Source organism: Streptomyces sp. NPDC052023, from assembly GCF_044548465.1.
GTDB lineage: Bacteria > Actinomycetota > Actinomycetes > Streptomycetales > Streptomycetaceae > Streptomyces.
Map to the genome: position 1 here is coordinate 37,812 of NZ_JBIUBW010000017.1, position 18,961 is coordinate 56,772.

The 18,961-nt window shown below is 74.0% G+C and carries 16 protein-coding genes and 1 pseudogene; 8 read left to right on the top strand and 9 right to left on the bottom strand.

Going from position 1 to position 18,961, the window contains the following annotated elements; all coding sequences use genetic code 11:
* Nucleotides 1-14: 14 nt before the first annotated feature.
* From ACIHCM_RS27810 to ACIHCM_RS27820, 3 genes are read left to right on the top strand one after another with little or no spacing between them, the layout of a single operon-like run.
* The gene (locus tag ACIHCM_RS27810; RefSeq protein ID WP_399901334.1) at nucleotides 15-773 is read left to right on the top strand and encodes a LamB/YcsF family protein; all 759 of its coding nucleotides are present in this window, start codon (nucleotides 15-17) and stop codon (nucleotides 771-773) included.
* Nucleotides 770-1,411 carry an allophanate hydrolase subunit 1 gene (locus tag ACIHCM_RS27815; RefSeq protein ID WP_399901337.1) on the top strand — a complete coding sequence of 214 codons (642 nt, stop codon included), beginning with the start codon at nucleotides 770-772 and terminating at the stop codon, nucleotides 1,409-1,411. The genes ACIHCM_RS27810 and ACIHCM_RS27815 overlap by 4 nt, the downstream gene beginning before the upstream one ends.
* Entirely contained in the window at nucleotides 1,408-2,277 is an 870-nt protein-coding gene (locus ACIHCM_RS27820; RefSeq protein ID WP_399901340.1) for a biotin-dependent carboxyltransferase family protein, read from the top strand. Before ACIHCM_RS27815 ends, ACIHCM_RS27820 begins: the two co-directional genes overlap by 4 nt.
* 311 nt (nucleotides 2,278-2,588) lie before the next feature.
* Here the strand turns inward: ACIHCM_RS27820 and ACIHCM_RS27825 are convergent.
* The 5 genes and pseudogenes from ACIHCM_RS27825 to ACIHCM_RS27845 all read right to left on the bottom strand — a co-directional run.
* Nucleotides 2,589-3,428, bottom strand: a pseudogene (locus tag ACIHCM_RS27825) (SGNH/GDSL hydrolase family protein); the annotation flags it as partial.
* Complete coding sequence (locus tag ACIHCM_RS27830; protein ID WP_399901343.1) at nucleotides 3,425-4,588, bottom strand: glycosyltransferase; 1,164 nt, start codon at nucleotides 4,586-4,588, stop codon at nucleotides 3,425-3,427. The gene ACIHCM_RS27830 and the pseudogene ACIHCM_RS27825, both read right to left, overlap by 4 nt.
* Complete coding sequence (locus ACIHCM_RS27835; RefSeq protein ID WP_399901346.1) at nucleotides 4,585-5,712, bottom strand: glycosyltransferase family 4 protein; 1,128 nt, start codon at nucleotides 5,710-5,712, stop codon at nucleotides 4,585-4,587. The genes ACIHCM_RS27830 and ACIHCM_RS27835 overlap by 4 nt, the downstream gene beginning before the upstream one ends.
* Nucleotides 5,713-5,905: 193 nt before the next feature.
* On the bottom strand, nucleotides 5,906-7,318 hold the full coding sequence (locus ACIHCM_RS27840; protein ID WP_399901350.1) for a HEAT repeat domain-containing protein: 1,413 nt from the start codon (nucleotides 7,316-7,318) through the stop codon (nucleotides 5,906-5,908).
* A gap of 324 nt (nucleotides 7,319-7,642) precedes the next feature.
* Entirely contained in the window at nucleotides 7,643-8,035 is a 393-nt protein-coding gene (locus tag ACIHCM_RS27845; protein WP_399901353.1) for an ankyrin repeat domain-containing protein, read from the bottom strand.
* A gap of 294 nt (nucleotides 8,036-8,329) precedes the next feature.
* Between ACIHCM_RS27845 and ACIHCM_RS27850 the strand changes: the two genes are divergently transcribed.
* Nucleotides 8,330-8,524, top strand: a complete 195-nt coding sequence (locus ACIHCM_RS27850; RefSeq protein WP_393103097.1) for a hypothetical protein — start codon at nucleotides 8,330-8,332, stop codon at nucleotides 8,522-8,524.
* A gap of 56 nt (nucleotides 8,525-8,580) precedes the next feature.
* On the top strand, nucleotides 8,581-10,179 hold the full coding sequence (locus ACIHCM_RS27855; RefSeq protein ID WP_399901357.1) for a hypothetical protein: 1,599 nt from the start codon (nucleotides 8,581-8,583) through the stop codon (nucleotides 10,177-10,179).
* 211 nt (nucleotides 10,180-10,390) lie between these two features.
* Here the strand turns inward: ACIHCM_RS27855 and ACIHCM_RS27860 are convergent, their stop codons facing one another.
* Nucleotides 10,391-11,890, bottom strand: coding sequence for a PLP-dependent aminotransferase family protein (locus ACIHCM_RS27860; RefSeq protein WP_399901360.1), 1,500 nt, complete (start codon nucleotides 11,888-11,890; stop codon nucleotides 10,391-10,393).
* A 215-nt stretch (nucleotides 11,891-12,105) separates the two neighbouring features.
* Here ACIHCM_RS27860 and ACIHCM_RS27865 point away from each other — a divergent pair, with 215 nt between their 5' ends.
* The 3 genes from ACIHCM_RS27865 to ACIHCM_RS27875 all read left to right on the top strand — a co-directional run bounded on the left by ACIHCM_RS27865 (nucleotide 12,106) and on the right by ACIHCM_RS27875 (nucleotide 14,913).
* Nucleotides 12,106-12,873, top strand: a complete 768-nt coding sequence (locus ACIHCM_RS27865) for a glycerophosphodiester phosphodiesterase (protein ID WP_399901363.1) — start codon at nucleotides 12,106-12,108, stop codon at nucleotides 12,871-12,873.
* A gap of 52 nt (nucleotides 12,874-12,925) precedes the next feature.
* Nucleotides 12,926-14,272 (top strand): MFS transporter, encoded by a 1,347-nt coding sequence (locus ACIHCM_RS27870; protein ID WP_399901366.1) that lies wholly within the window; start codon nucleotides 12,926-12,928, stop codon nucleotides 14,270-14,272.
* 266 nt (nucleotides 14,273-14,538) lie between these two features.
* A complete protein-coding gene (locus ACIHCM_RS27875; protein ID WP_003977404.1) occupies nucleotides 14,539-14,913 on the top strand; it encodes an RNA polymerase-binding protein RbpA in 375 nt (124 codons plus the stop codon).
* 391 nt (nucleotides 14,914-15,304) lie between these two features.
* Here ACIHCM_RS27875 and fxsA read toward each other — a convergent pair whose 3' ends face one another.
* From fxsA to ACIHCM_RS27890, 3 genes are all read right to left on the bottom strand, one after another.
* Entirely contained in the window at nucleotides 15,305-15,859 is a 555-nt protein-coding gene (gene fxsA / locus ACIHCM_RS27880; protein WP_399901369.1) for an FxsA family membrane protein, read from the bottom strand.
* A gap of 58 nt (nucleotides 15,860-15,917) precedes the next feature.
* On the bottom strand, nucleotides 15,918-16,724 hold the full coding sequence (locus tag ACIHCM_RS27885) for a polyprenol monophosphomannose synthase (RefSeq protein WP_399901372.1): 807 nt from the start codon (nucleotides 16,722-16,724) through the stop codon (nucleotides 15,918-15,920).
* Between the two features lie 588 nt (nucleotides 16,725-17,312).
* Entirely contained in the window at nucleotides 17,313-18,917 is a 1,605-nt protein-coding gene (locus ACIHCM_RS27890) for an amidohydrolase (protein WP_399901375.1), read from the bottom strand.
* Nucleotides 18,918-18,961: the final 44 nt, after the last annotated feature.

Consider the following 18,961-nt stretch of genomic DNA (forward strand, 5'->3'; position numbering starts at 1 on the left):
GCCAAGGGGACCCCATGACCGCGATCGATCTGAACGCCGACCTCGGCGAGGGCTTCGGCCGCTGGCGGCTGACCGACGACGAGCAGCTGCTGTCCGTCGTCTCCAGCGCCAACGTGGCCTGCGGCTTCCACGCCGGGGACGCGGCCACCATGCGGCGGGTGTGCGAGCTGGCAGCCGCGCGCGGGGTGACGATCGGCGCTCAGGTCTCCTACCGCGACCTGGCCGGGTTCGGGCGGCGCGCGATGGACGTGCCGCCCGCCGAGCTGGCGGCCGAGGTGGCCTACCAGATCGGTGCCCTGGAGGTGTTCGCCCGCGCGGCCGGGGCCCGGGTGGCGTACGTCAAGCCGCACGGCGCCCTCTACAACCGCGTGGTGCACGACGAGGAGCAGGCCGGTGCGGTGGTCGACGGCGTGCTCCTCGCGGACGGCTCGCTGCCCGTGCTGGGGCTGCCCGGCTCGCGGCTGCTGGCGCTCGCCGGCAAGGCGGGACTCCCGGCGGTCCCGGAGGCGTTCGCGGACCGCGCGTACACCGACGAGGGCACCCTTGTGCCGCGAGGCCTGGAGGGCGCCGTGGTGACCGATCCCGAGGCCGTCGTGGCACGGTCGGTGGGCCTGGCCCGTTCCGGGACGGTCGTCGCCCACTCCGGGGCCCGCATCGGGATACGCGCGCGGTCCCTGTGCCTGCACGGGGACACTCCCGGCGCGGTGGAGCTGGCCCGGCGGGTGCGCCGGCAGCTCGAAGAGGCCGGTGTCCGGGTGGAGGCCTTCGCATGAGGGTGCTGCCGGTCGGCGACGACGGCCTGCTCGTGGAGGTCTCCTCCGGCGACCAGGCGCAGGCTCTGCACGCGGAGTTGCTGCGCCGCCGCGCCGAGGGGTCGCTCATGGTCCGCGACATCGTGCCCGCGGCCCGTACCGTCCTCCTCGACGGCCTGACCGACGCGCTCCGCCTGGCATCCGAGCTGACGGCCGCCGACGTGCCCCCCGCTCCCCCGCGTGCGGGGAAGGCCGTCGAACTCCCGGTGCGCTACGACGGCCCCGACCTCGCGGACGTGGCCGCCCTGTGGGGGGTGAGCGAACGGGAGGTGGCGCGCATTCACGCCGGGACCGAGTTCCGGGTCGCCTTCTGCGGTTTCGCCCCCGGCTTCGGCTACCTGACCGGTCTGCCGCCGCGCTACGAGGTCCCGCGCCGCCCGACACCGCGCACCGCCGTCCCAGCGGGTGCCGTGGCGCTGGCCGGCCCCTACACGGGCGTGTACCCGCACACGTCTCCGGGAGGCTGGCAGCTGATCGGCAGCACGGACGCGGTGCTGTGGGACCACGCGCGCGTGCCGGCCGCCCTGCTGGCTCCGGGCACGCGCGTGCGGTTCGTCCCGGTGCGCGCCGGTCACCAGGGTCCGGTGGGGCACCGATGACGGACCGCGCGCTCGCCGTCGTACGGGCCGGGGCGCTCACCACCGTGCAGGACCTGGGCCGCCCCGGTCACGCCCACCTCGGCGTGCCGCGCTCCGGGGCCCTGGACGCGCCCGCGGCGGCTCTCGCGAACCGGCTGGCCGGCAATCCGCCCGAGGCGGCCGTTGTGGAGACGACCCTCGACGGCTGCGCCGTCCGGCCGCGTTCCACGGTCACCGTGGCGGTCACGGGCGCGCCCTGCCGGGTCACGGTGGACGGGCGGCCGGTCGCGTGGGGCGCGCCGGTGCGGGTGCCCGCGGGCGCTGTCCTGGACGTCGGCGCGGCGGTGCGCGGGGTTCGCGGCTACGTGGCGGTCTCCGGCGGCATCGCCGTCGAGCCGGTGCTCGGCAGCCGCTCCACGGACCTGCTGTCGGGGCTCGGCCCGCCGCCCCTCACGAACGGCGCGGTACTCCCCCTGGGGCGGATGAGCCGCCCCCACACGCGCGTGGACGTCGCTCCGCAGCCGGCGCCGCCGGCGGAGCTGGTGCTACGGGTGACGCTCGGTCCCCGCGACGACTGGTTCACGCGGGAGGCCGTACGAATGTTCACGTCGCGCGCGTACCGGGTGTCCGCCGCGAGCAACCGCATCGGGCTGCGCACGGAAGGGCCCGCCCTGGAGCGGGCCCGTCCGGGCGAACTCCCCAGTGAGGGCATGGTCCTGGGCGCGGTCCAGGTCCCGCCCGACGGCCGGCCGGTCGTCTTCCTCGCCGACCACCCGACGACCGGCGGCTACCCCGTCGTCGCGGTGGTCCGCACGGCCGACCTCCCGGCGGCCGCACAGGCGGTGCCGGGCACACCGGTGCGCTTCGTGGCGGTACGCCGTCGCTGACACACCGTGACACCCGTGGGAGTCCGGCCCTACGCCGCCTCCGGCTCCGGCTGCGGCTCGGCGACCGGCCGCTGCTCCGCGACGGACCGCTGCTCCGTCACCGCGCGCTGTTCCGCGACGGCCCGCTGTCCTGGCGGCGGCGTCTGCTCGGCCCCCGGTCGCCGGCCCGGCGCCGGCCGCTGCTCGGTCGCCGCCCGCTGGTTCACGACCGCCCGCTGGTTCACGACCGCCCGCTGGTCCGGCCCCGTCCGCTGGCCCGGCATCGAGAGCCCATCGGGCAGGACGAGTTTCCCGGGCTCGGGACGGTGTCCCGGCCGCGCTTCCGGAGCCGACAGCGCCGCCAGCGCCATCGACACCGCGGTCGCCGACCGCAGATCGAGCCGGGCGCAGGTGCCGCGCGCGCGGTGCCGCATCTCGACGGCGGCCAGTCGCAGCAGCTGAGGCAGCAGATCGTTGCACCGCCGCAGCACCCAGGCGGTGCCCGCCGTGGCGAGCCACAGCAGGCTGGCCGACTTGGTGGGCGGCGGGAACTCGGGCTCGGCGGCGGGCGCGTCGCCCGTGGCGATCCCGGCGTCCGCCAGCAGCCCGTGGAACCGGACGGCCAGCTGCCGGTGCCCCCGCTCCCCCGGGTGCAGCCGGTCCGAGGACCACATGGCCCGGTCGCCCACCCAGTCCCCCTCGGCCGCGTGCAGATGCACCGCCCCGTACCGCTCGGAGAGCGCGTGGACGACGGTGTTCACCGCGCGCTGCCGCCGGGCCAGCGGGTTGGCCAGCACCCCGGGCAGTCCCAGCATCGTGCCGGGGTCGGGCAGGCAGGCGGTCAGGACGGCCGTGCCCTGCCGGGTGAAGGCCGCGTAGACCTTGTCGAGGCGCTCGGTGATGTGGTGGATGTCGAAGGTGCGGCGCAGCGTGTCGTTGACGCCGACGAGGACGGACGCGACGTCCGGCCGCAGGTCCAGTGCGGCGGGCAGCTGGGTCTCCAGCACGTCGCGGGTCTGCGCCCCGCTGACCGCGAGGTTGGTGAAATCGGCGGGCGGCTCGGACAGGCCGCCGGCGAGCAGCGCGGCCCAGCCGCGCCACCCATTCCCCACGGGATCGCCGACCCCCTCGGTCAGCGAGTCCCCGAGGGCGACGTAACGGACGGCTCTCATGCCGCGCCCTCCGCACGGGCGAAGGGGCGCTCGGGCACCGCGGCGTCGTGCGCGGCGAGGAAGGCGTCCACCGCGGTACCCCAGCCGAAGCACTCCGCACGCGCGCGTGCCGTCTCACGGCGCTCCCGCTCGGGCCGGTCGAGCAGCATCTCCACGGCGTCGGCGAAGGCGTCCCCGTTGTCCGCCGCGGTGGCACCGGCGGACCCGATGACCTCGGGCAGCGCGGAGGAGGCGCTCGCCACCACGGGCGTGCCGCAGGCCATGGCCTCCAGCGCGGCGAGTCCGAACGTCTCCGCCGGCCCGGGAGCCAGGCACACGTCCGCGGTGGCCTGGAGCGCGCCGAGCAGGCTGCGGTCGGCGACGTGCCCGAGGAAGGTCACCGGCAGGTCGCGCTCCTGGGCCCGCTTCTCCAGGCCCGGGCGCAGCGGCCCGTTGCCTGCCACCACGAGCACCGCGCGCACACCGCGCTGGCGCAGCGACTCCAGGGCGTCCAGGGCGGTGCCGGGCCGCTTCTCGACGGACAGCCGCGAGCACATCACGAGCAGCTTCTCGTCCGCCCGCGCGTGGGTGTCGCGCAGTGCCGCGTCGCGCAGGGTGGGGCGCCGGTTCATCAGGTCGACGCCCAGGGGCGCCCGAACGACGTTGCGGGCGCCGATCCGGATGAACTCCCGCTCGGCGAACTCGGTGGTGCACACGACCTTGGAGTAGGTGTGGGCCGTGCGGACGTTGAGGGCGTCGGCGGCGCGCCGCGAGACGTTCTCCGACAGGCCCCAGGTGCGCAGGACGCCGTCGGCGGTCTCGTGGGAGACCATCACGGCGGGCACCCGGGCACGCCGCGCCCACTTGCCGGTCCACCTGAGCGTCGTACGGTCCGAGACCTCCAGGCGGTCCGGGCCGAGCTGCTCCAGGAGGGCTGCGACGCGGCGCTTGTCGAGGAGAACGCGGTAGCCGCCGGTGCCGGGCAGCACCGGTCCGGGCAGGGTGATCACCCGGCCCTGCTCGGTGTCCCGGTCGCTGTACCTCTCGCCCGGCACGATCAGGACCGGGTCGTGGCCCGCGAGCTTGAAGCCCTTGCCCAGCTCCCGCAGCGCGGTGCGCAGGCCGCCGGACGCGGGGGCGACGAAGTTCGCCAGCCGGACGATGCGCAGGGACGTGTTCATGCCGCCACCGCCGGCTTGCGCGCGTCGAGGACGGCTTCGTAGTGCTCGATCAGCTGGTCGCCGATGGCCGCCCAGGTGCGGCCCTCGACGGTGGCGCGGGCGGTGGTCCCGAAGGACGTGCGCAGCGCCGGGTCGGCGGCCAGGGCGGCCACGGCGTCCCGGAGGGCGTCCGCGTCGCGCGGGGGCACCAGGATCCCGGTGCGCCCGTGGTCGACCAGGTCCTTCGGGCCGCCGGCGGCGGGCGCGACCACGGGGACACCGCTGGCCATGGCCTCCTGCACGGTCTGGCAGAAGGTCTCGAAAGGCCCGGTGTGGGCGAAGACGTCCAGCGAGGCGAAGATCCGGGCGAGGTCGTCACCGGTACGGCGGCCCAGGAAGACCGCCCCGGGCAGCGCCTCGGCCAGGCCGGGCTGGCTCGGTCCGTCGCCGACGACGACCACGCGCACGCCGGGCAGCCCGCAGACCCCGGAGAGCAGCTCGACGTGCTTCTCGGGCGCGAGCCGCCCGACATAGCCGACGATCAGCTCGCCGTTCGGGGCGAGTTCGCGGCGCAGTGCCTCGTCCCGCAGTTCGGGGCGGAAGCGGGCGGTGTCGACACCGCGCTGCCACAGGTGCACCCGGGGGACGCCGTGGGTCTCCAGGTCGCCCTGGGAGGCGCTGGAGGGCGCGAGGGTGCGGTCGGCGGCGGAGTGCACGGAGCGGATGCGCCGCCAGGCCGCGGCCTCACCGGCGCCCACGTAGGTGCGGGCGTATCCGGCGAGGTCGGTCTGGTAGATGGCGACGGCGGGCACGCCGAGCCGGGCCGCCGCGGCCATGCCGCGGACGCCGAGGATGAAGGGGCTGGCGAGGTGCACGATGTCGGGCTGGTGCGAGATCAGCGCGGCGGCCAGGCGCCGGCTGGGCAGGGCGACCCGGACCTGGGGGTAGCCGGGGAGCGGGAGGGACGGGATGTGGACGACGGGGCAGGGCGCGAGGGCGTCCGCCTTGTTCCCGGGCGCGGGGGCCGGGGCGACGACGATGGGAGCGTGACCGCGATCGACGAGGTGTCGGGCGGTCTGGAGCGCGCAGTGGGCCACGCCGTTCACATCGGGGGGAAAGGATTCGGTCACGATGACGACACGCATAGGGCTGTTGTCGCCACGCTGGACGTGGCCGCGTCAACGTCGATCTTTCCGAACGGGGAACGATCCATGAGCGTTGCGCTGCGCACCCGAGCGCGTCAGCCCGCGGCCACACGCTCCTGACCTCCGGGTCGACTGCCGTTCACCCGGAGGGCGGTCCGGCTCCCTGTCACCCCGCGAGGGGGGAGGGTGGCGTTCACATGGCTTCGGGGCCGATCCGGCTGCGTACCGCGGTCTGGACCTCCGCCTCCTCGGCGGGGTCGGAGGCGAGCCTGCGCAGTTGCTCGACGACGCGGGTGTCTCCGGTCTCGGCGTGCCGGGCGGCGAGCTCCCGGGTGGTCTCCTCGCAGTCCCAGAGGCATTCGACGCCGAAACCTGAGGGGAATGAGGGGTCGGTGGCGGCGAGCGCACGGGCGGCCCTGCCCCGCAGATGGGACGAGCCGGTCTCGCGGTAGACATGGCGCAAAACCGGTGCGGCACAGCCGATGCCGAGGCGTCCCGCGCCGTCCACGAGCGTCCACAGGGTCGGCGCGTCGGGCCCTTCGCCCCGCACGGCCTCCCGGATCGCGCCGAGGACCAGGTCGCTGTCCTTGGCGCCGCCCCGGCAGGCGAGCACGCGTCCGGCGGCGGCGCCCAGCGGATCGGGGCGGCGTGCCCAGCCGCGCGCCCGGTCGACGGCGGCCACACTGCGCATCCGCTCGAAGGCCTCGACGGCTGCCTCCACGACGGGCGGCGTGCCGGTGACCACGGCCGCCTCGATCAGGTCGAGCGCCTCGGGATCGTTGCCGTCGGCGAGGTAGCGCAGCGCGGTGCAGCGGGCGCCTTCGGTGCCGTCCTGGGCGGCGCGGACGATCTCGGGCCGGTCCTCGGGGCCGGCGACTGCCGTGAGACAGCGGGCGGCCGGGACGTGCAGCGCGACGCCGCGTTCGACGCCCTGCTGGGCCCACTCGAACACGGCCTGCACGCTCCACCCCGGGCGGGGCCCACCCGGCCGCATCTGCCGCTGCCAGCGGTCGAAGCAGCCGGTCTCCTGGGCGGCACGCACGCGCGCGCCGATCGCCGCGCGCGGATCGTCGGCCCACAGCCGCCAGGGCCGCGGCTCGAAGGCGTCGCGCACGGCGGCGGCCAGCTCGGCCTCGCCCTCGGCGTCCGCAGGGAAGCGGGCCAGCACGGGGACGGCCAGGGTGCGCAGCCCGGCATCGTCGTCGCGCAGGGCCAGCTCGTCCAGGGCCCAGGCCCAGTTGGACCCCTGGGCGGCGTACCTGCGCAGCAGGGCGAGCGCGTCGTGCCTGCCGTAGGACGCGAGGTGGCCGAGGACGGAGAGGGCGAGTCCGGTGCGGGACTCGTCGTCGTCGAGGACGTCCTCGGGGGCGAAGAGATGCGCCTCGATCGCGTCCAGCTCGCCGTTCAGGTCGAGGTAGAGGCGGGCGTAGTACAGCGAGCGGTTCTCCACCTGCCAGTCGCGGCGGGGGTCGCGCAGCACACAGTGGTTCAGCGCCGCGAGCGCCTCGGGACGGGGGGCGGTGAGCGCGTGCAGCGTGCCGTCGCCGCGGCCCCGCTGAAGCAGGCCGAGCAGCGTACCGCTGGGCGCTATGACCGGATCGAACATGGGAAACAGCCTCACATCAAGCGTCGACGCAACCGGGAAACGTGCTCTACCTGGCCGCGTGACAACACGTCGGGGCGCCCGCCGTCTTCTGCTTGCTGTAGACCATCTTCCTCTGCCTCTCGTCGGTGGCCCATGCGGGCCGCGTCACGGCCCGCGCGGTGCGGCAACACCTGCCCAGCCCTCACGTCCGTGAACCACGACGTCATGATGACCCGGCGCTTCTCGATGCCGCGACCGATATTTCCGGCGGCCAGGTACCGCCTCCCCCGTTTTCCGTGTCCTGCCCGGCCAGGAGGCCTGTCCTGCCTGGCCGGGGGTGGTGTCTCAGCGTGCGCCGAACAGTTCCAGCAGCTCCGCCTTGCCGAACATCCGGGCGGTGTCGACGGCCGACGGGGTGCCCGCGGCCGGATCGGCGCCGCCGTCCAGCAGGGCCTTGATCACTTCCTGCTCGCCCTTGAAGACCGCCCCGGCGAGGGGCGTCTGCCCCCGGTCGTTGACGCGGTCCGCCTCGGCGCCGCGGGCGAGCAGCTCGCGCACCGTCCCGGCATGCCCGTGGTAGGCGGCGAGCATCACGAGGGAGTCGCCGCGGTCGTTGGTGAGGTTGACCGGAACGCCCGCGTCGACGTACGCCACGAGCGCCTCGGTCTGCCCCTGCCGGGCCAGATCGAAGATCTTGGTCGCGAGCTCCACGACCTCGGGGTCGGGGGCTTCGGTCATCGGCCGGACCGCCTCTCACTACGTACGCGTACGAACTACAGCTAACCGCACTGCTGGGCCCTATGGGTGAATCGCCAGCGTACTGGCTGTGCGGCGACATGACGGGCCACGCCCGAGGCAAAGATCACCAATGCACCCGCCGGGCGCAAGCTCCCAGCGCCCCGGACCGCCACAGCTCCGCCGTACGGACGATATCGACCACATTTCACCCAGTTGCACCTTTTATCGTATAGATACATCCTGTGAACAGGGAAGTACTCATGGTGACTGTCCCCCTCGACACCAGGAGACCTCATGATTCTGTCCATCTCAGGCGTCGTCCTGCTCGGCATCGTCGTCTTCATCTTCTTCCGCAAGGACGGACTCAAGGCGTCCCACGCCTGCATCGCGGCCCTGTTCGGCTTCTACCTCGCGAGCACGGCCATCGCCCCGAGCATCAAGGCGGGCGGCGAGAGCCTGGCGGGTCTCCTGGGGGGCATCAAGTTCTGACCCCCCGCCCGCCCCGGACCCACCACCCCGCCCGCACGCACCTCCAGGAGACAGCAGTGGCCCGGCGCCCTCTTCCCCGCATTCTGAGCAACGGCGGCGCGCAGCTGGCCCGGACCCGGGAGCTGGCCAGGACGGCGGCCGACAGCGCCACCGACGTCCTGCACCCGCTGATCACCATCACCCGGGGGTTGCGCCGGCTGGCGGCGGCCGGGCGGCGCAAGTGGGCCGAGACGCCCAAGGACAAGCGTGGCCATCTGCTGTTCCTGGTGGCCTCGGTGATCCTCGCCGTGGCGCTCGCACCGTACGGGCCGCTGCTCGCCGCCGTCGCCCTGATGGCGGCGGCAGCCTGGCAGGGCCGCGACCGGACGCCCCCGGCCCCCGAGGGGCCGGACGAGGCCCAGACGCAGCGCCTGCAGTCGCTGTACGAGGCTCTGGTCCCGTTCTTCTCCGTCGCCGAGGACCCGGCACCCCTGTACGCCCACGGCGGGGACTGGGAGAAGACCTTCCCGGAGTACGAGTTCGACGGCGCCGGCCGGATCTCACACCTGGTGGTCGGGTATCCGGCGTACTTTCCGGACAGCGAGCCGGAGGCACGCGCGCGTGTCGAGCATCTGCTGACGGCCAAGGCGGGCCGTGACCGCGAGTACCACTTCATGTGGGACGAGGAGGGCAACCAGCTCACGGTCACGGTCCTCGCGCCGCTACCCACAGACATCGCCGCCCAGCGGTTCGTGACGGCACCCGGCGAGACGGTCCTCGGCTTCACCGACGCGAGCGAGGTCCAGCGCACGCTGCCGCTGGTCCACGGCGAGGAGCGGCGCGACATGCCCCCGGTGGTGTGGCGTACCGGGATCCGCTCCACCGAACCCCACCTGCTGGTCACCGGGCAGCCGGGCAGCGGCACCTCGACCCTGCTGCGCTCCGTGGCGCTCCAGGCCCTGCAGCGCGGCGACGTCCTCGTCGTCGAGGGCGGCGGCACCGGCGAGTACGCCTGCCTGATCGGCCGGGACGGTGTCCTCGCCGTCGAGTGCGCGCTGACCGGGGCACTGGCGAGCCTGGAGTGGGCCGCGACCGAGACCGAACGCCGGCTGATCGCTGTCAACCGCGCGCGTCAGGCGGGCCACCCGGCGCCGGACGACACGAAGCGGCCGCTGTGGATCCTGCTGGACCGCCCGGCGGCGCTCGCCCTGGTGGCCGCCGCCGACGGCCACAAGGACCCCCAGTCGTTGCTCCAGGTACCGCTCCGGCACGGCCGAGCCGCCAACGTCACCGTGGTCGTCGCCGAACAGTTCGACAGCCTGGACGCCCTGAGCGACCCGGTGCGGCAGCACACCCGCGCGCGGGTGGTCCTCGGCCCCGCCACCAGGGAGCAGCTCACGACGATCCTGGGCGCGCCCCCGCACACCACCCCGGTCGCGCACGTCCCCGCCGGCCGCGGCTACGCCCGCCTGGGCACGGGCCCGGTCCTGCGCCTGCAGGTCCCGGCGACCCCGGACCCGTACGACGACGCGACGAGCGACGCGCACCGTCAGGCGGTACTGGACCTGCTTCCGCCCCGCACGACCCCGGCGGACGCGAAGCCGGACCCGGTCCCGGCGGCACCCGAGCCCGAGCCGGTGCCGGCGGAGGCGGCGGCAGTGGCGGAGAGTTCCTGAATCCGGCGCCGGCAGCACGGAGGAGTCACACCGCCGGCCCGCACCCGCACGCCGGTCGCGAGCACACCCCACTGCCGCACCCGCACGCAGCTCAGGAGAGCCGCCACTGCCGCCCAGGCGCGCGGCCCTCGACCGCACCGGACAGCGCGCACGGACCCGCCCACACACACGCGGCCACCGGCCACGCCCCACAGCCCGCCTCCGCCCGGCGCTACGCCACGAACGTCCGCGGTGCCTCCGCCCCCACCGTCCCGCCGCTGCGTACCAGCCGTGCCGCCGCGGCCAGTCGTACCGCCGCCTCCTCCGCCACCGCGCCACCCACGGTGAAGGGCAGTCGCACATAGCCCTCGAAGGCGCCGTCCACGCCGAAACGCGGGCCGGACGGCACGCGTACGCCGACCCGCTCCCCCGCCTCGGCGAGGCGCGAACCCGACAGTCCGCCGGTCCGTACCCACAGCGTGAGCCCGCCCCGCGGCACCTCGAACTCCCAGTCGGGCAGTTCCCGCCGCACCGCGGCCACCAGCGCGTCCCGGTTGTCGCGCGCCTGCCCACGCCGCAGGTCCACGGCCTGCTCCCATCCGCCGGTGCCGAACAGCCAGTGCACGGCGAGCTGCTCCAGCACCGGCGTGCCCAGATCGGCGTACGCGCGTGCGGCGACCAGGCTGCGGATGACGTCGGGCGCGGCCCGCACCCAGCCGATGCGCATCCCGGCCCAGAAGGCCTTGCTGGCGGAGCCGACCGTGATGACGGTGGACCCGGCCGGGTCGAAGGCGCACACCGGGCGAGGCATCTCCACGTCGGGGTCCACCCACAGCTCGTTCATCGTCTCGTCGGCGACGATCACGGTGCCCGCCGACCGGGACGCCTCCACCAGGTGCCGGCGCTGGTCCTCGTCGACGAGCGCGCCGGTCGGGTTGTGGAAGTCGGCGACGACGTAGGCGATACGCGGCGCGGCGTTCCGCAGGACCTGCCGCCAGCGGTCCATGTCCCACCCGCCGAGCCCCTCGGCCATCGCCACGGGCACCAGCCGGGCGCCCGCCTCGCGCATCAACTGCAGGATGTTGGCGTAGGACGGCGACTCGACCGCGACGCGCTCGCCCCGGCCCGCGAAGAGGTGGCAGATGGCGTCGATGGCGCCCATCGCACCGGTCGTCACCATGATCTGCTCCGGCATGGTGGGGATCCCGCGCGCGGTGTAGCGCTCGGCGAGCATCGAACGCAGCGCGGGCAGCCCGGCCGGATAGTCGCCGTGCGTGTGCGCGTACGGCTGGAGCTCCCCCAGGGCGCCCTGGACGGCGCGGGTCAGCCAGGGTTCGGGGGCGGGCAGCGCCGCACAGCCGAGGTCGATCATCGACCCGAGAGCCTCGGGCGGCAGCGGCTCCAGCCCGCGCGCGGGGAGCGGGTTCCCGGCCGGGACGGCGGTCCAGCTCCCCGCGCCGCGCCGGGACTCCAGGAACCCTTCGGCACGAAGCGCCTCGTAGGCGGCGGCGACCGTCGTGCGGCTGACGGACAGGGCGAGCGCGAGCTCCCGTTCCGCGGGCAGCCGCGCCGCCACGGGCACGCGCCCTTCCAGCACCAGCAGCCGGATGCCGTCGGCGAGCGCGCGATAGGCGGGCGGCCGGCGCGAACCCGGGCCCGCCGGACGGTCCTGCTGCGACTGGAGCTGCCGGGCCAGCTGCGCCGCACCCACCGCCGAGGTCCACTGCCCCATGACGATCAGTCCACCTTCCCCGAATCGGCCCCGAGTGGCATTGTTCTCCCCGTCACAGGGTGCCACGCGCCAGGCCACTGGCACCAACAGGGGGCCCTCCCAACGCGGCCACGCCGACGCGTCGCGACCGGCGCTGACGCGTTCGCCGCCCCCTCGGCATCCTGCGGCAGCACCGGCGTTGCCATCGGTCAACCCCGGCGCGCCATACTGCGTCCGTGAGCACGCACATACGTCATCCCTACCTCGACCACCCCGGCCCGATCGCCTTCGCCCACCGGGGCGGCGCCGCGGACGGCCTCGAGAACACCACGCTTCAGTTCCGGCGCGCGGTGGAGATGGGGTACCGGTACATCGAGACCGACGTCCACGTCACGCGGGACGGGCGGATCGTCGCGTTCCACGACGCGACGCTGGACCGGGTGACCGACGGGGCCGGGCGGATCGCCGACCTGCCCTGGGACGACGTGCGCCAGGCACGGGTCGCGGGCAGCGAGCCGGTGCCGCTCTTCGAGGAACTGCTGGAGACCTTCCCCGAGGTGCGCTGGAACGTCGACCTGAAGGCCGAGTCGGCCCTCCACCCCTTCCTGGAGCTGATCGGCCGCACCGACGCCTGGGACCGGGTCTGCGTCGGCTCGTTCTCCGAGGCCCGCGTCGTGCGTGCCCAGCGCCTGGCCGGGCCGCGCCTGGCGACGTCGTACGGCACCCGTGGGGTGCTCAACCTCCGACTGCGCTCCTGGGGCGTGCCGGCCATGGTGCGCCGCTCCGCCGTCGCCGCCCAGGTGCCCGAGACGCAATCGGGCATCCGGGTCGTGGACCACCGGTTCGTGCGCACCGCCCACGCGCGCGGCCTGCAGGTGCACGTGTGGACCATCAACGAGGCGGACCACATGCACCGGCTCCTGGACCTCGGCGTCGATGGCATCATGACCGATCACATCGACACGTTGCGCAAGGTCATGGAGGACCGGGGCGTCTGGGTCTGACGCCCCGGGCGGCGCACGCGCACGGGCACTTCACGGGGAGGCGAGGGCACGGGTGGGCACCGACACCGTGCGGACACCGGCGGCCGACGACGCGGCCGGACGGCGGCGCGAGCAGCGCGGCTGGTACTTCTACGACTGGGCCTGCTCCGTCTACTCGACGAGCGTGCTCACCGTCTTCCTGGGCCCCTATCTGACGTCGGTGGCCGAGTCGGCCGCGGACGCGGACGGCTTCGTGCATCCGCTGGGCATCCCGGTGCGCGCCGGTTCCTTCTTCGCGTACTCGGTGTCCCTGTCGGTGATCGTGGCCGTGCTGGTCATGCCCCTGGTGGGCGCCGCCGCCGACCGCACCGGCCGCAAGAAGCCCCTCCTGGGCGCCGCCGCCTACGTCGGTGCCGGGGCCACCGCGGGCATGTTCCTGCTGGACGGCGACCGGTATCTGCTCGGCGGCGTCCTGCTGGTCGTCGCGAACGCCGCGCAGTCCGTGGCGATGATGCTCTACAACTCCTATCTGCCGCAGATCGCCCCACCCGAGGAGCGCGACGCGGTCTCCTCGCGCGGGTGGGCCTTCGGGTACGCGGCGGGCGCGCTGGTCCTGGTCCTCAACCTGGTCCTGTACCTCGCCCACGACAGCTTCGGGCTCACGGAGGGCATGGCCGTGCGCATCTGCCTTGCCTCGGCAGGCCTGTGGTGGGGCGCCTTCGCACTGATTCCGCTGCGGCGTCTGCGCGACCGCCGCTCCCCCGCGCGCGAGAGAGCGGTCACCGGATGGCGGCAGCTCGCGGCGACGGTCCGCGACATGCGCCGCCATCCGCTCACCCTGTACTTCCTGCTGGCGTACCTCGTCTACAACGACGGCATCCAGACAGTGATCACCCAGGCGTCGGTGTACGGCTCCAAGGAGCTGGGTCTGGAGCAGTCGACGCTGATCGGCGCGGTCCTGCTGGTCCAGGTCCTCGCGGTGTTCGGCGCGCTGGCGCTGGGCCGGCTCGCCCGGCGGTACGGCGCGAAGCGCACGATCCTCGGCTCGCTGGTCGCCTGGACGGTGATCCTGGCCGCCGGGTACTTCCTGCCCGCCGGCGCGCCGGTGTGGTTCTTCGTCCTCGCGGCCGGCATCGGGCTGGTCCTCGGCGGCAGCCAGGCCCTGTCCCGCTCGCTCTTCTCCCACCTGGTCCCGCCGGGCAAGGAGGCGGAGTACTTCTCGGCGTACGAATTGAGCGACCGTGGGATGAGCTGGCTGGGGCCGTTGCTGTTCGGGCTCACCTATCAGCTGACCGGGAGCTACCGGGACGCCATCATCTCGCTGGTGGCGTTCTTCGTGATCGGTTTCGTACTGCTGGCGCGAGTGCCGGTGCGGCGTGCCGTCGCGGATGCGGGGAACCCACTCCCCGAACGGATTTAGCACTCAAGGCGAAAGGGCTGTAGTGTACGCGTTTGGCCTGCCAGGCGTACCGTTACTGCGCGTCAAAGATGCCGAAACGCTGGGTGACATCTGCTATCAGATGTGACAAACCGGGCGCTGGTGGGTACAACATGGGCGGCTACGACGGCGACGCATGACCCGGAACGGGCTTCCGAACGGGAATCTTTACCGCCGACCGGACGTTGACCGGATGACGACGACAGCGACACCTGTCCTGTGGGCGACAAGCCCGGGAGGCACGATTCATGAGTGAGCGAGCTCTTCGCGGCACGCGCCTCGTGGTGACCAGCTACGAGACGGACCGCGGCATCGACCTGGCTCCGCGCCAGGCCGTGGAGTACGCATGCGAGAAGGGGCACCGGTTCGAGATGCCCTTCTCGGTCGAGGCGGAGATCCCGCCGGAGTGGGAGTGCAAGGTCTGCGGGGCCCAGGCACTCCTCGTGGATGGCGACGGCCCGGAGGAGAAGAAGGCCAAGCCGGCGCGTACGCATTGGGACATGCTGATGGAGCGGCGCACACGTGAGGAGCTCGAAGAGGTCCTCGAAGAGCGTCTCGCCGTTCTGCGCTCCGGCGCCATGAACATCGCGGTGCACCCCCGAGACAGCCGCAAGTCCGCGTAGATCCCGCGCGGCTTCGGCGGGGTTTTCCAACGCACCCCAAATCGACCGCGGGCGCCGTACGTGAGTGTGCGTACGGCGCCCGCGGTCGTTCCCACTTCCCGCAGGTGCCCTCGGCCATCGGTGGTGACTTCCGGGTGCCCGGCCATCGGTGGTGACCGGGGGAGCCTGCGGCCATGGGTGACGGTCGCAGTGTCCGTGGCCGTCGGTGAGCGCAGGTGGCCGTGGGCTTCCGTGCGCGCGTGGGTGAAGCGAAGTCCCGCCGGAATCGGCCGGTCAGCCGGACCCAGGCGTTCCTGCCCGCCGACGTGATCCCGGCCGACGTGATCGGACCCACGCGTTCCGGACGGTAGGCGCCTGACCTCGGCCGGTGTTGCCACCGGCGCAACGCTTCTCAGCGGTTCAGCGGCGGGCGCGGCTCCTGGGGAGCATCGCACCGCTCCTCCCTGATGACCTCACCCTGCACGACCTTGCCGTCCGGGCGGTGAATGCGGGCCTGCTGAAAGGCGTCGCCGAAGCTACCGGGTGTCGCGCCCCGGAGCTTGCGGTCCACGGTGCGCTCGGCGTAGCGGCCGACGGCCTTCTGGACCGGCGGAAGCAGCAGGAGCAGGCCGGCCGCGTCCGAGATCAGGCCCGGCAGCATCAGCAGCAGGCCGCCCAGCATCATCAGGCCGCTGCCACCGCCGCTCGACGGCGGCACGCCGCGCTGCAGCGCCTCGTTCAGATTCTGGAAGGCGCGCCGTCCCGCCCGCTTGATGACCACCCCGCCCAGCACCAACCCGGTGACCAGCAGCAGGAACACCATGAACCCGCTCGCCGCGCCCGCGACCACGGTCAGCAGCCAGATCTCCAGCACCAGCCACGCGGCGATGCCCAGCGGCAGAAACGTACGCAGCCGCGACCGCCGGGGCCGTGCGGAGTGAGGAGGGTTCGTTGCGCCAGTCGTCATGCCCCCAGTGTGCCTGGCACCCGTTCAGCGCGGGATAAGCGGGCGGCCCGCGACCGAGCTAGGACCGCGACGGCCCTGGCCCGCCCTTGCCCATCAGCTTGGTGACGCGCTCGCCCACACCCCACGTCGTGACGCGCCACAGCGCCTCGACCAGGATGTCGCGGCTCATCTTGGAGTCCCCGAGTTCGCGTTCCACGAAGGTGATCGGGACCTCGACGACGTGGTACCCGGCCTTGACGGCGCGGCGGGCGAGGTCGACCTGGAAGCAGTAGCCCTGCGAGGCGACGTCCGCGAGGCCCAGGCCTTCCAGGGTCTCGCGGCGGAAGGCGCGGTAGCCGCCGGTCACGTCCCGGATCGGGACGTCCAGCAGCACCCGCGAGTACAGGCTGCCACCACGGGAGATGAACTCCCGCGACCTGGGCCAGTTGACGACCCGGCCGCCGGGCACCCAGCGGGAACCGAGCACCAGGTCGGCGCCCTTGAGCGCGGTCAGCAGCCGGGGCAGTTCCTCGGGCTGGTGGGAGCCGTCGGCGTCCATCTCGATCAGTACGCCGAAATCGTGCTCCATGCCCCAGCGGAAGCCCGCGAGGTAGGCGGCCCCGAGGCCCTCCTTGCCCTTGCGGTGCAGCACATGGACCTGCTCGTCACCGGTGGCCAGCTCGTCCGCGATCTTGCCGGTGCCGTCGGGGCTGTTGTCGTCGGCCACGAGCACGTGGGCCTCGGGAACCGCCTCCCGCACCCGGCCGACGATGGTCTTGATGTTCTCCGCCTCGTTGTAGGTCGGAATGATCACCAAGGCCGTGCCGAGCGGGCCGAAGCGCCTCCCCTGGGCCTCTGCCGCGCGGTTCCCCTCGCCGTCGTTCACTGCTGCCCCTTCAAGTCAGTCCGCAGAGGTCCACCATAGTGGCCGCCGCCTGCACCGACGCGATAGGACGATCGTATGGTGGCGTCGGTTCCGCCGGCGTGGGGTAAGGATGGCTCTTCGGCCTCGAAGGCGGGCCCGCCGCAGCCGGGCGGTGAGGGGCGAGGGGTGAGTGCGGGTCGGATGCCTGCGGATGGGAGCCCGGCGCCCTTCGGGCCGACCTGGGACCCGCTGGCTGCGGATCGACCTGAAGCCGTTGTCTACTGAGCGCCCGGGCCCCATCCGGGTCACACCGTGCCGACCTGGCCGGAACGATCCCCCGCCGTGGCGCGGTCGCTGTGCCTGGCTCCCAGTGACGGTGCCCCGGTGCGGTACACCGTCCCTGACCCAGCGGCGCCGCGACGAGTGTGCGGACGATGCCCGGTCGGGCGTCCCGTGGTGGACTCGGCCGAACCTACCCGCCCCGGGCCGCCGCCTGTCAATAGCCGTATGACCTGCGGGTCTTCGCGCCGAGCACGGGTCGGCCCGGTGGATACGCAGGTCGTGAGACACGGTTCGGTGCGCCGATCTGCGTCGCGCCACCCCGGGAGATCACTCGCTCGGCCCCACGAACACGGTCCGGCCGCCCACGACGGTGCGCAGGCAGACCGGCAGGTCGGAGCCGGGGCTCAGGTCGGGCAGCCCGGGCGTGCCGGAGCGCGGGTCGGTCGACCAGCGGGCGACCCGGTCGTCGGGCGCCTGCACGACGAGTTCGCCGGTGCGCCACACGGCGTAGTCCGCGGGCGCGCCCGGCACCAGGACGCCGGCGTCGTCCCGTCCGATCGCCCGCCAGCCGCCCCGCGTGTGCGCCGTGAAGGCGGCGCGGACGGAGACCCGGTGCTCGGGCGTGCGGTGGAAGGCCGCGGCGCGGACCGTGCCCCACGGGTCCAGGGGGGTGACCGGGCTGTCGGAGCCGAGCGCCAGCGGTACACCCGCGCGCAGCATCGCCGCGAAGGGGTTGAGCAGGCGGGCGCGTTCCACTCCGAGGCGCTGGGCGTACATGCCGTCCGTGCCGCCCCACAGCGTGTCGAAGGCGGGCTGGACGGAGGCGGTGAGGCCGAGTTCGGCGAAGGCGGCGACGGTCTCGGGGGTGAGCATCTCGGCGTGTTCGACGCGGTGGCGGGCGGCGCGGACCCGGGCGAGGCCGAGCTTCTCGGCGGCGGCCCGCACACCCTCGACGACGGTGGTCGCGGCGGCGTCGCCGATGGCGTGGAAGCCCGCCTGGAGGCCTGCCTCGGTGCAGGCGACCACGTGCGCGGCGACGGCGTCGGCGTCCAGGTAGGCGGTGCCGGTGTGGCCCGCGTCGGCGTACGGCTCGTGCAGGCAGGCGGTGTGCGAGCCGAGGGCGCCGTCGACGAACAGGTCCCCGGCGGCGCCCAGCGCGCCCAGCTCACGCGCCTTGTCGACGTCGCGCTCGGCCCAGTAGCCGACGACGCGCGGCCCCGGCTCCTCGGCGGCGAGCCGCAGCAGGCCGGTGAAGTCGTCCTCGCAGGAGATGTCCGGGCCGGCGCACTCGTGGACCGAGCCGATGCCGAGGGAGGCGGCGTGCGCGAGGGCGGCGCGCTGGGCCTCGGATCGCTGGGCGGGCGTCACGGCCGCGAACGCGGCGGCGCGTACGGCGTGATGGGCGTCGCGGGTGAGGGGGGCGTCGTCCGGCCGGCCCAGTCCGGGCACCAGGTCGAGCAGGGCCGTGCTGACGACCGCCGAGTGGACGTCGATGCGGCTGAGGTACACGGGGCGGTTGCCGGTGGCCGCGTCGAGTTCGGCGCGCGTCGGCGGGCGGCCACCGGGCCAGCGTGCGGCGTCCCAGCCGTGCCCGAGCAGAACGCGGTCGTGGGGGCGGCGGGCGGCGAAGTCCCGCACCCGGGCCAGCGCCTCGTCCAGGGAGCCGGCGCCGGACAGATCGAGGCCGGTCAGGGCCAGGCCCGTGGAGGTGGTGTGCACGTGGGCGTCGGTGAACGCCGGGGTGACCAGGGCGCCGTCGAGGTCGACCACCTCGTCCACACCGTCCGCGAAGGCGTCGGCGGCGCCCTCGGAGCCGACCCAGGCGACCTGGCCGCGCTCGACGACCATCGCGGTCGCGAACGGGTCGGCGGGACTGTGGACCTCTCCGCGGCGGAGCAGGACGGTCTGGGCCGGGGCGGTGCGTTCACTCATGGCAGACAGTCTCTCGCCTCATGCGATGCCCGGTGCACACAGGT

What these genes read in the sequence shown, in the direction of transcription:
- ACIHCM_RS27820 (WP_399901340.1), top strand. Translation starts at nt 1,408, where the DNA reads ATGACGGACCGCGCGCTCGCCGTCGTACGGGCCGGGGCGCTCACCACC.
- ACIHCM_RS27835 (WP_399901346.1), bottom strand. Translation starts at nt 5,712, where the DNA reads ATGCGTGTCGTCATCGTGACCGAATCCTTTCCCCCCGATGTGAACGGC.
- ACIHCM_RS27890 (WP_399901375.1), bottom strand. Translation starts at nt 18,917, where the DNA reads ATGAGTGAACGCACCGCCCCGGCCCAGACCGTCCTGCTCCGCCGCGGA.
- ACIHCM_RS27810 (WP_399901334.1), top strand. Translation starts at nt 15, where the DNA reads ATGACCGCGATCGATCTGAACGCCGACCTCGGCGAGGGCTTCGGCCGC.
- ACIHCM_RS27850 (WP_393103097.1), top strand. Translation starts at nt 8,330, where the DNA reads ATGATTCTGTCCATCTCAGGCGTCGTCCTGCTCGGCATCGTCGTCTTC.
- ACIHCM_RS27840 (WP_399901350.1), bottom strand. Translation starts at nt 7,318, where the DNA reads ATGTTCGATCCGGTCATAGCGCCCAGCGGTACGCTGCTCGGCCTGCTT.
- ACIHCM_RS27875 (WP_003977404.1), top strand. Translation starts at nt 14,539, where the DNA reads ATGAGTGAGCGAGCTCTTCGCGGCACGCGCCTCGTGGTGACCAGCTAC.
- ACIHCM_RS27815 (WP_399901337.1), top strand. Translation starts at nt 770, where the DNA reads ATGAGGGTGCTGCCGGTCGGCGACGACGGCCTGCTCGTGGAGGTCTCC.
- ACIHCM_RS27830 (WP_399901343.1), bottom strand. Translation starts at nt 4,588, where the DNA reads ATGAACACGTCCCTGCGCATCGTCCGGCTGGCGAACTTCGTCGCCCCC.
- ACIHCM_RS27845 (WP_399901353.1), bottom strand. Translation starts at nt 8,035, where the DNA reads ATGACCGAAGCCCCCGACCCCGAGGTCGTGGAGCTCGCGACCAAGATC.
- fxsA (WP_399901369.1), bottom strand. Translation starts at nt 15,859, where the DNA reads ATGACGACTGGCGCAACGAACCCTCCTCACTCCGCACGGCCCCGGCGG.
- ACIHCM_RS27860 (WP_399901360.1), bottom strand. Translation starts at nt 11,890, where the DNA reads ATGGGGCAGTGGACCTCGGCGGTGGGTGCGGCGCAGCTGGCCCGGCAG.